This is a genomic window from Leucobacter sp. NPDC058333, from assembly GCF_042726155.1.
GTDB lineage: Bacteria > Actinomycetota > Actinomycetes > Actinomycetales > Microbacteriaceae > Leucobacter.
The window spans coordinates 205522-218846 of sequence record NZ_JBHXHV010000002.1 but is presented as its reverse complement, the minus strand read 5'-3'; the positions used below and the strand labels follow the sequence as shown (position 1 = coordinate 218846).

The following is a 13325-nucleotide window of genomic DNA, read 5'->3' as shown; positions in this document are numbered from 1 at the left end:
GTTCGATCCGCGGTCACTGGCGATCCAACGAACGAAGCGAACAAGCGAACGAAGGAGTGCAGCATGCAGGCTGTCGTGTTCCGAGACCCCGATACCCGCGCAGAGGTCACCGATGTGGTGTTGGCCGCCCCGAAAGCGGGCGAGGTGCGCGTGAAGATTGCCGCGGCGGGCGTCTGCCACTCAGATCTGCACGTCAAGCGTGGCGAATGGGACGCACCGTCTCCGATGGTCATGGGCCACGAGGGATCCGGCGTCGTCGTCGAGCTCGGTGAGGGCGTGACTTCGCTCGCCGTCGGTGACCACGTAGTGCTCAGCTGGGTGCCGCCGTGCGGCGAGTGCCGCTACTGCCTGCAGGGGCACGAAGCCCGCTGCCAGAAAGTCGTCGAGGTCAACAACGCGCAAGGGTCGCTGTTCGACGGCACCTCGCGCCTCAGCCGCGCCGACACTGGCGAGGCGCTGCACCACTACCTCAGCGTGTCCTCGTTCGCAGAGGAGGTCGTGGTGCCCGTCTCGGGCGCCATCAAGGTGCGCGACGACGCGCCACTCGACGTCATCGCGGTAGTCGGTTGCGCGGTCGCCACGGGGGTCGGCGCGGTGCTCAATACTGCAGGAGTGGAGCCCGGAGCGACCGTCGCGGTCATCGGCTGCGGTGGCGTCGGGCTGAACGTTGTGCAGGGCGCGAAGCTCGCGGGTGCCGAACGCATCATCGCCGTCGATATCGTGCCGGAGAAGACCGCGATGGCGCTGCAGTTCGGAGCCACTGACCGCATTGACGCGTCGGCTGGGGACCCCGTGGAGCAGCTCTTCGCGCTCATTCCAGACGGCGTCGACTACGCCTTCGACGCAATCGGCCGCACCATCACCACCGAGCAGTCCATTCGCATGCTCGGCCTCGGCGGCGCAGCGGTCATCGTTGGGCTGCCACCGACGGGCGCGAAGGCGAGCTTTGAACCGCTCGTGCTTGCGGAAGCCGACCAGCGCATTCTCGGCTCGAACTACGGTTCCGTGCGTCCCTCCATCGATATCCCGGCGCTCGTCGACCGGTACATGGATGGGCAGCTCAAGCTCGATCCGCTGATCTCGGGTCGCCGCCCGCTCGCCGAGGCCGCAGAGGCCCTCGACGATCTTGAGGCCGGTGGCGTGCTGCGCACGCTGCTGATCCCGTGATCACCCCTTACTTAGTGCACGTACTCGAAGGAGAGACCCCCTCATGACCACCTCAACCCAGCAGGCGCCGGTTGACGCCGGGCTGCGCCGCGGCGTGATGTCGGGGCCTGAGCTTGCCGCTCAGGCCATCGCCAACATCGCACCGAGCGCCGTCATCGCGTTCACCGCCGCGTCCATCTTCCTCGGAGCGGGCAACGGCACCATGCTGTCGTTCTTGCTCGCGACGATCGTAATTGTGTGCGTCGGCTACTGCGTCGCCGTGTTCGCGAAGAAGAACGCCTCGGCGGGCTCGCTCTACACCTACGTCGCCAAGGGGCTCGGCCCGACCGGTGCCTACATCGCCGGGGTCGCGCTCATCATCGGCTGCTGGGGCATCGCGGCCGGATCACTCGGCGGCGCCGTCTCATACATGTCCGATCTACTAGTTATGCTCGGCGTGCCCGCGACGGGCCAGGTCTGGCTCGTGATCCTCGCGATCCTCATCGGTGGCCTCGCGACGTTCTTCACGATCCGCGGCATCCGCATCTCGGCCCGCGTATCGCTCGTGCTCGAGCTCGCGTCGGTTGCGATCATCATGATCCTGCTCGTCACGGCTCTCATCGCGATTGGCCCTGACGCCTGGGATCCGCAGCAGTTCTCGTTCGAGGGCGTGCCCTTCCAGGGAGTTGCGTCTGGCATGGTGCTCGGCATCCTCGGCTTCGTCGGCTTCTCATCGGCCGACGCGCTCGGGCGCGAGGCGAAGAACCCGTACACCGCTATTCCGCGGGCGATCATGTGGAGCGCCGTCGTCGTCGGCGTGCTGTACGTCTTCGCGGCCTACACGCAGATCGCGGTGTTGGGCGACGACCTCGGCGAGGTCGCAAGCCCGCTCCAGTCGATTTCCGAGCGAATCGGCATGCCGGTCTGGTTCACCCCGATTCTGACGTTCGGCGTCGCCGCGTCGTTCTTCGCCGTGGTCGTCGCACCACTCAACGTCGTGGGCCGTATCGTCTACGTCATGGGCAAGGAGGGCGTCGTCGCTGAGCGCTTCGGACGCACTCACGAGAAGCACCTCACCCCGCACCGCGTGCTGCTCGTTGCAGGGCCGCTCGCGATTCTGCTCGACGTCGTGCTGCTGATCGGCGGTACGCACCCGATGGACATCGTCGTGTGGGTCGACACCTACGGCACCTACGGCTACATGGTCGCGTATGCGCTCGTCGCGATCGCCTGCGTCGCCTGGGTGCGCCGCGAGAAAATGAAGAGCGCGCTCGTGACGCTCTGCGCCGTGATCGCGGTCGTCGCCATGGTCTACGTGTTCTTCGCGAACGTCGTGCCGGTGCCGGTCTACCCGCTGAACCTGATCCCGTACCTCTTCCTCGCGTCGATGATCGTGGCGCTCGGCTGGTTCCTCTACCTGCGCCGTGCGCGGCCAGAGGTGCTCGTGAAGATCGGCCACACCGAGACCGACATACTCGAGGGCGTCGGGTAGTCAGTTTCGTGTGGAGCTAGCTCCGACGGGAGTCAGCTTCGTCACATACCGGGTCGGTCTCGGCCGACCCGGTAAGCTGGACGGGTTCGTTCTGAGGCAAGTTCTCTGTGCGCACGGCTTCAGGGGCCAATCCGGGTCCGCTCGCCATCGGCTGCCCCAGCGCAGCCCCGCGAGCGACGGACACCAGGCAGATCGAGTACCCGATCAGTACCCAGGAGTGACGATGGCACAGGCGAACCCCGCCGACGATCCCAACGAGATCGACCCCCGTGTCTTTCCGCCGGCGGCGCGCCGCGGCACTGAGTGCCATCAACTGAAGCTCGGCGGTATCCGCGCGACTGAGCTCGTTGAGCAATACGGTTCGCCCCTCTACGTCATCGACGAGTCCGCGGCTCGCGCTCGCGCTCGCGAGGTACGCGAAGCGCTGCAGTCGGAGGCCGAGCGCATCGGCACGAGCGCGACCGTCTACTACGCGGGCAAGGCGTTCCTGTGCGTCGAGGTCGCCCAGTGGATGGTGAGCGAAGGCCTCGCGATCGACGTCGCCAGCGGGGGAGAGCTCGCGGTCGCGCTCGCCGCCGGGGTCGATCCGGCCATCATCGGGTATCACGGCAACAACAAGTCAGCGCGCGAAATTGCGCGTGCGGTCGAGGTCGGCGTCGGCACGATTGTGATCGACAGCGAGATCGAGACCGAGCGCGTCGCCGCGGCAGCCACTCGCGCCGGTCGCCGCCAGCGTGTGCGCCTGCGCGTGAACAGCGGCGTTCACGCCTCGACCCATGATTTTCTCGCGACCTCGCACGAGGATCAGAAGTTTGGCCAACCGCTCGCGGATGCGGAGCGATTGGTCGCCGCGATCGTCGCCCACGAGAGCCTTGATTTTGTCGGGCTGCACTGCCACATCGGTTCGCAGATCTTCGCGACCGACGGCTTCCGCGAATCGGCACGCAGGTTGCTCGGCGCCTACTCCAAGCTCGCGGAGATCACCGGCGGGCCGATCGCTGAGCTGAATCTCGGCGGCGGCTTCGGCATCGCGTACACGTCGAGCGAAGCCGACGCTGTCCCCGAAATTGCGTCGATTGCGCGCGAACTCGCAGACATCATCGCTGACACGGCGGCCGAGATCGGGATCGGGATCCCGAAGCTCGCCTGTGAGCCAGGTCGCGCCATTATCGGCCAGGCCGGTGTCACGCTGTACACGGTGGGCACGATCAAACCGGTGCAGCTCGCGGGTTCGAACGCCTCGGCAGACCCCGCTGACCTCGGTTTCGCCGAGCGCCTCTACGTGAGCGTCGACGGTGGCATGAGCGACAATGCGCGGCCAGCGCTCTACGGCGCCGATTACCAGGTGCGCATCGCGAATCGCGAAAGCGATGCGGCGCCGGCACTCGTGCGCGTTGTCGGCAAGCACTGCGAGGCCGGCGACATCGTCGTGCGGCGCGACGTCTTGCCCGGCGACGTGCGCCCGGGCGACACCCTCGCGGTGGCCGCGACGGGCGCCTACTGCTGGTCGCTCTCAAGCAACTACAACTATCTGCCTCGCCCGCCGGTGGTGGCCGTCGCAGACGGCACCTCCCGTGTCATTGTGCGGGGCGAGACCGAAGACGAACTGGTCGCGAAGTCGGTTATTCCGGCGCCGGCTGCGAACTGAACACGACACTTGAATCAAGGAGACAACATGAATGGATACCGTGACCTCCGCGTCGCGCTGCTCGGGTGCGGCTCGGTCGGTGCGCAGGTGGCCCGGCTGATCCTCGAGCACGGGGACGAGCTGGCCGCGCGCATCGGTGCGCGTCTGACACTGGCGGGCATCGCCGTGCGCGACGTCGACGGCAAGCGCGATGTCGAGCTGCCGCGTGAACTCTTCACCACGGACGCCGAGCGGCTCGTACAGGGCGCAGACATCGTGATCGAGCTGATGGGCGGCATTGAGCCCGCCCGCACCCTCATCTCGCAGGCGCTGCAGGGTGGTGCCGACGTGGTTACGGCAAACAAGGCGCTCATCGCGGCGCACGGCCCCGAGCTCTCAGAGGCAGCCGAGCAGGTCGGTGCGCAGCTCTCCTACGAGGCAGCTGTAGCTGCCGCTATCCCGATCTTGCGGCCGCTTCGAGAGAGTCTCGCGGGCGATCACATCACTCGCGTGCTCGGTATCGTGAACGGTTCCACCAACTACATTCTTGACCGCATGGACCGCTTCGGCGACAGCGCAGAAGACGCCTCCCGGGTTGCGAGTGAGCTCGGCTTTTTGGAGGCCGACCCGACGCTCGACGTCGAGGGGTACGACGCCGCGCAGAAGGCGACGATTCTCGCGAGCATCGCGTTTCACACCGAGGTGCCGGTTGACGCCGTGCACCGCGAGGGCATCACAGGCATCACCGCGGAGCAGATCGAGGCGGCGAAGAGCTCCGGCTACGTCATCAAGTTGCTCGCAATCGCCGAGCGCCTGCAGGCTGCTGACGGCACCGACGGCGTCTCTGCCCGGGTCTACCCGGCTCTGATCCGTCGCGATCATCCGCTGGCAGCAGTGTACGAGGGCAAGAACGCTGTTTTTGTCGAGGCTGAGGCCGCTGGCGAGCTGATGTTCTATGGTGCGGGCGCCGGTGGTTCAGAGACGGCCTCGGCCGTGCTCGGCGACGTCGTTTCGGCGGCGCGCAGGCACGTCGTGGGTGGCCCAGGCATCCCGGGATCACTGCACGCAGAGCTGCCGATCCTGCCCGTGGGCGAGGTCGTGACGGCCTATCAGATCATGCTTGAGGTGCGGGATCAGCCGGGCGTGCTCGCCAGCATTGCCGGCATTCTCGCCGAGCACGGCGTGTCTGCCGCGAGTGTCGAGCAGACGGTCGCCCGCGGCGCAGAGGGAGCCGAGCCGAGCGCTGCGCTCGTCATCGGTACGCACCGCGCACGTGAGGCAGATCTCGCGGCGACCGTTGAGGCACTGCGTGCGGCGCCGGTTGTCACGGCGGTCACGAGCGTGCTGCGTCTCGAGGGTCAGGCGTGAGCGCCGCGGCGAGCGGCATCGGTCGTTCGGTGAGGGTGCGCGTTCCAGCGACGAGCGCGAACCTCGGCCCGGGCTTTGACACGCTGGGCATCGCGCTCGCCTACGGTGACGAGGTCACCGCGGTCGTGCGTGACGCGCCCGGCGCGACGGTCACGGTCTCGGGTGTCGGCGAGGGCGAGGTGGCGACCGACGAGACGAACCTCGTCGTGCGCTCGGCCGCGCACGTGTTTAGCCAGCTGGGGCGGAGCATGCCCGGGCTTAAAGTTGCGGCCACGAACCGCATTCCGCACGGCCGGGGCATGGGCTCGTCGGGGTCAGCAATCGTCGCGGGCGTCATGATCGCCGCTGGGCTGCTGCAGAGCGACCCTGAGTCACCGGTCGAGCTCACTGAAGAGCAACTGTTGGCCTACGCCACCGAGCTCGAGGGGCACCCCGACAACGTCGCGCCCGCGCTGTTCGGTGGCCTCACCATTGCGTGGACCACCGAGCGCGGCCCCCGCTTCAAGCGGCTCATGGTGCACCGGGGTGTCGCACCGCTCGTGCTCGTGCCGAGTTTCACGATGTCGACGGAGCTGGCGCGCAGCCTGCAGCCGAAGCAGGTGCCGCACGAGGACGCAGTGTTCAATGTCTCGCGCTCCGCGTTACTCATTGCGGCGCTGACGCAGAGCCCCGAGCTGCTGCTCGAAGCGACTGAAGATCGCCTGCACCAGAATTACCGCGGCGCCGCGATGCCCGAAACGCGCGACCTGATCGGCGAACTGCGATCCGCCGGCCATGCGGCCGTGGTTTCGGGCGCAGGACCCTCAGTGCTCGTACTCTCGAACGGCCCGCTCGATCGACTGCAGGCGGCAGATTTCGTCGCGGCGCAGCACCCTGACTGGCGCGTGCTGACGCTGGCGGTCGATAGTAAGGGTGCTACAGTGGAAACGACCCCCGCGGGTTCGGCGCTCTAGCCGCACTCGTCGATGTTCGTTCATGCGAAACGGTGGGTCGTTCTCACACCGTGAACACATCGCACGGTGATCCCAAGCACACTCGTGCATCACCGCGGGAATGCGTGCCGATATGCGCGCGCAGACCAGGCGGCGTTCCGAAAGGAAAAAGATCGTGGAATCCAACGTAGAAGACAACACCACTCCCGTAGCTGCAGAAGCCGCTCCGCCGCGTCGCCGTGCGTCACGTCGCGTGAGCGCAGCAGCCGGGGCCGCGGCCCCCGAGGTCGCGCAGGCGGCCGAGGCCGCTGCTGCTCCGGCCGCGACTGAGGCCCCCGCGGCCGCTGCCCCCGCGGCCTCCGCTGCCCCCGCGGCCGCACCGGAGGCCGCCGAGGCGGCAGCCGAGGCTCCGAAGAAGCGTGCAACGCGCAGCCGCAAGAAGGTCGACGCTCCGGCCGCCGATGCTGCCGAGGCTCCCGCCGCTGATGCGGCTCCCGCAGACGCAGCCGACGCTCCGGTCGCAGAGGCACCGAAGAAGCGCGCCTCGCGCAGCCGCAAGAAGGTTGAGGCGCCCGCCGACAGCGCAGCTGAGGCCGCGGCAGCCCCGGCCGCCCCGGCCGCCGGTGAGGCCGCTGCCGATGCAGCTCAGGCACAGGCGCCCGCCGCGGAGGCAGCACAGGCCGCACCCGCAAAGCGCACCCGCAGCCGCCGCGCATCGGCAGCTACCGCCGCGCCCCAGGCTGATGCCGTAGACGCCGGCGCAAGCGACACTGCACAGGCAGTCTCGAACGAGCAGCCGGTGCAGTCCGACGCCGAGCAGTCGTCGAACCAGAACAGCGGCCAGAACAGCGGCCAGCAGGCTGACGCCGCTGATCGGTCAGAAAACGGCGAGGGCGAGCGCCCGGGTCGTGACCGCAACCGCCGCGGCCGTGGCCGTGGCCAGAAGAACGACACCGCCGAGTCGAACGAGCAGGCGGACGCCGCGTCGTCGGACGACGACGGCAAGTCGCGCGCCCAGGGCCAGAACGGCGGCAACGGCGGCCAGAACGGGCCGAAGAACGCCGAAGCCAAGAATGGCGACAGCTCGAATCGGTCCAGCCGCACCCGCCAGCGCGACCGCAAGCGTCGCGGCCAGGGCGATGAGCTCGAGCCCGAGATCAACGAAGACGACGTACTGCTGCCCATAGCCGGCATCCTCGACGTGCTTGACAACTACGCCTTCGTGCGCACCAGCGGCTACCTGCCCGGCACGAGCGACGTGTACGTGTCGCTCGGCCAGGTCAAGAAGTATGGCCTGCGTCGCGGTGACGCCGTGGTCGGCGCCATTCGCCAGCCGCGCGACACCGACGGCTCGAGCCGCCAGAAGTACAACGCCATCGTCAAGGTCGACACCGTCAACGGTCGCCCGGTCGATGAGCAGCCAGAGGAGCGCACCGATATCGCCGACCTCACGGCGATCTACCCCGAGGAGCGGCTGCGGTTCGAGACCACCCAGCAGGGTGTAATCGGCCGTGCGATCGATCTCGTGGCACCTGCCGGCCTCGGCCAGCGCGCAGCACTCGTGCTGCCCGCTCACGTCGACGGCACCGCTATTCTCAGCGAGCTTGCCGACGCGATCAGTGCGAACCGCCCCGACGCGCACCTCGTGATGCTGCTCGCCAACGCGCAGCCAGAAGAAATCACGCGTCTGCAGCGCTCCGTCCGCGGTGAGGTCGTCGCGGCAAGCTTCGACCGCATTGCTGAGGACCAGGCGATCATCGCGGAGCTGGCAATCGACCGCGCTAAGCGCCTGGTTGAGCTCGGTCACGACGTAGTCGTGCTCGTCGATTCGCTGAACCGCTTCGCCCGTGCCTACGCTCAGGCGCAGCACGCGCAGTCGCGCCCGGCACTCGACGAGATCGACGAGCTCGCGCTCGGTCAGATCAAGCGTTTGCTCGCGTCGGCGCGTAACGTCGAGAACGGCGGCTCACTGACGGTGATCGCTACCGTGCAGACCAAAACGGGGCTTGCCGCTGACAAGCTGCTGCTGCGCGAGGTGCGCGCGATCGTCAACAGCGAGGTGCGCTTCGCGAAGACGGCACCAGGGTTCGCGCCAGTCGTCGATCTCGCAGCGTCACGCACCCGCAACGCTGAGTCGATGCTCGGCGCCGACGAGGCGGCTGTACTCGGTCGCCTGCGTGCGGAGCTCAGCTCCGATGATGCGCAGGATCGACTGCGCGAGCGCCTGAGCGCCACCGCCTCGAACGCCGCCCTCCTCGCAGAGGTGCAGCGCTCCGGCGGCCTGTCCTAGCACGCACGAGCCCGCCCCGGTGATCCGGGGCGGGCTCAGTTGTCGCTAGCGGCAACGAAAGATTGGGGCGGCGACAGCGTCGCCGTCGCGAGACGTAAGGGAAGAATCATGTTCGAACAGGTCGCAGGGCTGATCGCAGAACACGCGCGGTTGCAAAACGAACTCGCCGATCCCGCGTTGCACGCGGACGCATCGCGAGCGAAGAAAGTGAACCGCCGCTACGCCGAGCTGAGCAAGATCAAATCGGCGCACGAGCACTGGCAGCAGATCGGCGACGACCTCGAAGCTGCCCGCGAGCTCGCGAAAGAAGACGAAGCGTTCGCCGAAGAGATTCCCGAGCTCGAGACCTCGCTCGCTGAAGCGCAGGAGCGAGTGCGGCGGCTGCTGATCCCGCGCGACCCCGATGACGCGCGTGACGTGATTCTCGAGATCAAGGGCGGCGAGGGCGGCGCGGAATCGGCACTGTTCGGCGCCGATCTACTGCGCATGTACATGCACTACGCCGAGGCGAAGGGCTGGAAGACCGAAATTCTTGAGGCCGACGAGAGCGATCTCGGCGGGTACAAGAACGTGCAGGTCGCGATCAAGGCCAACCCGTCTGATCCCTCGCAGGGTGCCTGGGCGCACCTGAAGTACGAGGGCGGCGTGCACCGCGTGCAGCGCGTACCCGTGACAGAGTCGCAGGGCCGCATTCACACCTCGACGACCGGTGTGCTTGTGTACCCCGAGGTTGACGAGCCAGAAGAACTCGCGATCAACCAGAACGATCTGAAGATCGATGTCTACCGGTCGTCGGGCCCCGGCGGCCAGTCGGTGAACACCACCGACTCAGCGGTGCGCATCACCCACCTCCCGACGGGCATCGTCGTCGCGATGCAGAACGAGAAAAGCCAGCTGCAGAACCGCGAGGCAGGCATGCGCGTGCTGCGCGCCCGACTGCTCGCGCGCCAGCAAGAAGAGGCGGCGGCAGAGGCGAGCGCGCACCGCTCGAGCCAGATTCGCACGATGGATCGCTCCGAACGCATTCGCACGTACAACTTCCCCGAGAATCGCATCGCCGACCACCGCACCGGGTACAAGGCGTACAACCTCGATCACGTCATGAACGGCGCCCTCGACGCGGTCATCGAGTCGTGCATTCGCGCGGACGAAGAGGCGCGGCTCGCTGACCTGGGGCAGTAGTCGGCGGGTGCGGTCGGTGACTGCGTCCGGTGGCTGCGTTCGGTGAGACATTCGGCTTCGGTGAGACGTTCTACCTTGAAGAGGTCTCACCCAAGCCGAATGTCTCACCGAAACGGGGGGCGCTACGCCGTCCAAAGCTTGTCGCTGCATGACACTTTGCTGAGTTCTCCACAGAAGTCAGCTGCGCGCCCCGCGGCGTGAGTCGGTGCTCGATGCTGGATGCATGTCGGCACACGCATTACTCACCTCGCTCGGAGGAGTCGCGCCGTCACGTCAGCTGCGCGATCGCGGCGTCTCGCAAGACCGTCTGGCCAAGGCCGTGCGCGCTGGCCGCCTCGTTCGCCCGAGACGCGGCTGGGTAGCGTTTCCCGACGCAGACCCAGCACTCGTCGCGGCCGCGCGTGATGGGGTGGTGCTCACGTGCATGACGCAGGCCCGCCGCCTGGGTCTCTGGACGCGTGATCCAGGAAAACGGCACGTTGCCGCTTCGAGCGCTGCGAGACCGACGCCAGGCAATTGCGTCGTGCACTGGGGGAGACCCGTTGAGCCGCGAGCGCCGGGCAAGCTTGAAGATCCGCTGCTGAATGTGCTGCAGTACGTTGCCGCGTGCAGGCCCCACGAAGACGCCCTGGTCGTGTGGAATTCGGCGCTGAACCTCGGGCTCACCGACGTGCAAGCGCTCCGGCGCTGCGGCTTCACCGGTGCTGCGATGCGACTCCGTGATGAGGCTCAGCCGTACTTCGACTCCGGGCTCGAGACGCTCGCAGCGTCAAGACTCCGCTGGACGCGACTTCGGCTGCTGCCGCAGGCGCACCTGTACGGTCATCGCGTCGATCTGTTGATCGGCGAGCGCCTCGTGCTGCAAATCGACGGCGCGACGCACACCGGCAAGCAGCGCGATGAGGACATTGCCTTCGACGCGTTCCTCGTGACGAGGGGTTACACAGTCGTGCGGATCGGGTACCGCCAGATCATGAACGATTGGCACGCCGTGCAACTCCGCCTCATGGAGTGCATTGCACAGGGGCTACACCTTGCGTGAGAGGTTGACTTCGGTGAGGGGCGGCCTTCGGTTTGGGCGGGCGCCTTCGGCTGCGGTGTGGCCTTCGGTGAGACATTTGGCTTCGGTGAGACGTATTCCGTGCTTACGAGCTCACGGAAGCCGAATGTCTCACCGAAGCCGACGAGCCGAAGCCGAAGCGCTCACCGAGAGCACACGCTCCACCGAGCGAACCCAGCCGCCGCGCCCCCTCCCACCCGCTCCGACTAGCTCCAGCACCCGATATGCTGATGCGATGTCCGATGCCGTGCTGCCCCTCGTTGGCCCCCTCGTTACTCTTCGCGCTCCGCGCCAATCAGACCGCGAGCCGCTCGTCGCAATACTCGACGAGCCCGAGGTGTCGCTCTGGTGGGTCGGCTACACACCCGAGCGCGTGCAGTCCGAGTTCATCGATGCGCCAGACGTGACCCGCATCATCGAGGTCGAGGGCCAGACCGCGGGCGCGATGTTCGTGCTGCGCGGCGATGACCCTGAATACCCGACGACGGTGATGCACATCTTCATCGGTACACGCTTCCGCGGCCGCCGCATCGGCGAAGAAGCGCTCGCGCTCGCGATTCGCGCCGAATTTGCAGACGGAATCTCGCGCGTCACGCTTGACCCGAACATCAACAATGAGGGCGTCATTCGCAGCTACGAACGGCTCGGATTCAAGCGCATCGGTGTGCTGCGTGACTACCAGGTGCGCCCGGGCGGTGCCCTCGAAGACGCAGTCTTCCTTGACCTGACCCGGTCCGATTTTCCGGGCGGACCGCCGCTGCCGCCGCGCGGCTGACCGCGGGCTGACCGGCTGCGGCGGTAGCATGGCACTATGCGTTCCGCTCGACCGATCCTGCCCCGGGTCGTCTGGGGAACCGCGGCACTCTCGTACGCCGTAGCCGTCATCAACCGCTCGTCGCTGTCGGCCCTCGGCCCCGCGGCGCAGGATCACTTCGGCATTGACGCGACCACACTCGCGACATTTCCCGTCATTCAGCTACTGGTCTACGCGGCCCTCCAGATCCCGGTTGGCGTGCTGCTCGACCGTATCGGCGCCCGCGCCATGATCCTCATCGGCGGCGTGCTGATGATCGTGGGTCAGGCCGCAATGGCGACCGTACCCGAGGTGTCGCTCGCGATCATCGCGCGCGTGCTCGTCGGCGCCGGCGACGCGTGCACCTTCATCAGTGTGATGCGCATGCTGCCCGAGTGGTTCTCGCTGCGACAGCTGCCGACAATCAGCCAGGTGACGGGCCTCATCGGGCAATCGGGCCAGCTTGTCTCGGTCGTGCCGCTCGCGCTGCTCGTGGGCGCAACCGGGTGGATGGGGGGCTTCCTCGGCCTCGCCGCCTTGGGGGTGCTCGTCGTGATTCTGGGAGTGGTCGTGCTGCGCGATTCGCCCGGGGACTCAACAGTGATCGAACGCATCACCGGGCGACGCGGTCGCACCACCGAGAACGCGCGATCGTTCGCCGATTCGCGCACCGCCGCCCTCGCCGCCGTGCAGCCCCCGGCGACCGAGATGATCCCGGTGATTTCTGAGGTACGGGTGCCCGGGCTCGGATTCTGGAACCGGGCGCGCAAGCTGTTGCGCCTGCCGGGCGTCAGGCTCGCGTACTGGGTGCACTTCGCGTCACCGTTCGCGGCCAACGTGTTTCTGCTGCTCTGGGGCACGCCGTTTCTGGTGGGCGGCCTGGGGCTCGACCCCGCCGCGGCGCGCGGTCTGCTGAGCCTCACGGTCGTCTCGTCGATGGTGGCGAGCGTCGTGCTCGGGCCGCTCAGTTCGCGGTTCATCGAACGTCGGGTCTGGTTCACGCTCGGCATCACTGTTGCGATCGCGCTCGTGTGGACAGCGGTCATCGTGTGGCCCGGCACACCGCCGCTCGCGCTCGTACTCGTGCTGCTCGTGATTCTGCCGCTCGGTGGCCCGGCGTCGATGATCGCGTTCGAGGTCGCGCGCTCGCACACCCCGCGCAGTTACGCCGGCTTCGGCACCGGGCTCGTCAACACGGGCGGGTTCACGGCATCGCTGCTCGTGATTCTGCTGATCGGGTTCGTGCTCGACCTGCAGGGAGCCGGATCACCGGAGGATTATTCGCTCCACGCGTTCCAGGTGGCGTTCGCCGTGCAGATCCCATTCTGGCTGCTCGGCATCGTCATGATCATTGTCGAGCAGCGGCGCACCAAGCGTTGGATGGACGACAACGGCCGCAAGCTGCGCTGAGCTGACCCTCTTTCGCGCGAGCTGC

10 protein-coding genes are annotated in these 13325 nt (G+C 67.3%); all 10 read left to right on the top strand.

Annotated features, from left to right (window positions below):
* Window positions 1-63: 63 nt before the first annotated feature.
* The 10 genes from ACFWHR_RS08885 to ACFWHR_RS08840 all read left to right on the top strand — a co-directional run bounded on the left by ACFWHR_RS08885 (window position 64) and on the right by ACFWHR_RS08840 (window position 13300).
* The gene (locus ACFWHR_RS08885; RefSeq protein ID WP_382447942.1) at window positions 64-1167 is read left to right on the top strand and encodes an alcohol dehydrogenase catalytic domain-containing protein; all 1104 of its coding nucleotides are present in this window, start codon (window positions 64-66) and stop codon (window positions 1165-1167) included.
* Between the two features lie 43 nt (window positions 1168-1210).
* Window positions 1211-2638, top strand: a complete 1428-nt coding sequence (locus tag ACFWHR_RS08880; protein WP_382447941.1) for an APC family permease — start codon at window positions 1211-1213, stop codon at window positions 2636-2638.
* Between the two features lie 223 nt (window positions 2639-2861).
* Window positions 2862-4286: a diaminopimelate decarboxylase gene (lysA, locus tag ACFWHR_RS08875; protein ID WP_382447940.1), complete on the top strand. Its 1425-nt coding sequence runs from the start codon at window positions 2862-2864 to the stop codon at window positions 4284-4286.
* Between the two features lie 27 nt (window positions 4287-4313).
* A complete protein-coding gene (locus ACFWHR_RS08870) occupies window positions 4314-5633 on the top strand; it encodes a homoserine dehydrogenase (RefSeq protein WP_382447939.1) in 1320 nt (439 codons plus the stop codon).
* Complete coding sequence (gene thrB / locus ACFWHR_RS08865) at window positions 5630-6586, top strand: homoserine kinase (RefSeq protein ID WP_382447938.1); 957 nt, start codon at window positions 5630-5632, stop codon at window positions 6584-6586. Before ACFWHR_RS08870 ends, thrB begins: the two co-directional genes overlap by 4 nt.
* 154 nt (window positions 6587-6740) lie before the next feature.
* A complete protein-coding gene (locus ACFWHR_RS08860; RefSeq protein WP_382447937.1) occupies window positions 6741-8855 on the top strand; it encodes a hypothetical protein in 2115 nt (704 codons plus the stop codon).
* 108 nt (window positions 8856-8963) lie between these two features.
* Window positions 8964-10037 (top strand): peptide chain release factor 1, encoded by a 1074-nt coding sequence (gene prfA, locus ACFWHR_RS08855; RefSeq protein ID WP_382447936.1) that lies wholly within the window; start codon window positions 8964-8966, stop codon window positions 10035-10037.
* Window positions 10038-10260: 223 nt separating this feature from the next.
* Complete coding sequence (locus ACFWHR_RS08850) at window positions 10261-11079, top strand: DUF559 domain-containing protein (protein ID WP_382447935.1); 819 nt, start codon at window positions 10261-10263, stop codon at window positions 11077-11079.
* Between the two features lie 253 nt (window positions 11080-11332).
* Window positions 11333-11872, top strand: a complete 540-nt coding sequence (locus tag ACFWHR_RS08845) for a GNAT family N-acetyltransferase (RefSeq protein ID WP_382447934.1) — start codon at window positions 11333-11335, stop codon at window positions 11870-11872.
* Window positions 11873-11908: 36 nt separating this feature from the next.
* Window positions 11909-13300, top strand: a complete 1392-nt coding sequence (locus ACFWHR_RS08840; RefSeq protein ID WP_382447933.1) for a nitrate/nitrite transporter — start codon at window positions 11909-11911, stop codon at window positions 13298-13300.
* Window positions 13301-13325: the final 25 nt, after the last annotated feature.

Bases quoted from the DNA above. Each gene is read 5' to 3' on its own strand.
- lysA (WP_382447940.1), top strand. From the start codon at position 2,862: ATGGCACAGGCGAACCCCGCCGACGATCCCAACGAGATCGACCCCCGT.
- ACFWHR_RS08880 (WP_382447941.1), top strand. From the start codon at position 1,211: ATGACCACCTCAACCCAGCAGGCGCCGGTTGACGCCGGGCTGCGCCGC.
- ACFWHR_RS08870 (WP_382447939.1), top strand. From the start codon at position 4,314: ATGAATGGATACCGTGACCTCCGCGTCGCGCTGCTCGGGTGCGGCTCG.
- ACFWHR_RS08845 (WP_382447934.1), top strand. From the start codon at position 11,333: ATGTCCGATGCCGTGCTGCCCCTCGTTGGCCCCCTCGTTACTCTTCGC.
- ACFWHR_RS08850 (WP_382447935.1), top strand. From the start codon at position 10,261: ATGTCGGCACACGCATTACTCACCTCGCTCGGAGGAGTCGCGCCGTCA.
- prfA (WP_382447936.1), top strand. From the start codon at position 8,964: ATGTTCGAACAGGTCGCAGGGCTGATCGCAGAACACGCGCGGTTGCAA.
- ACFWHR_RS08885 (WP_382447942.1), top strand. From the start codon at position 64: ATGCAGGCTGTCGTGTTCCGAGACCCCGATACCCGCGCAGAGGTCACC.
- ACFWHR_RS08840 (WP_382447933.1), top strand. From the start codon at position 11,909: ATGCGTTCCGCTCGACCGATCCTGCCCCGGGTCGTCTGGGGAACCGCG.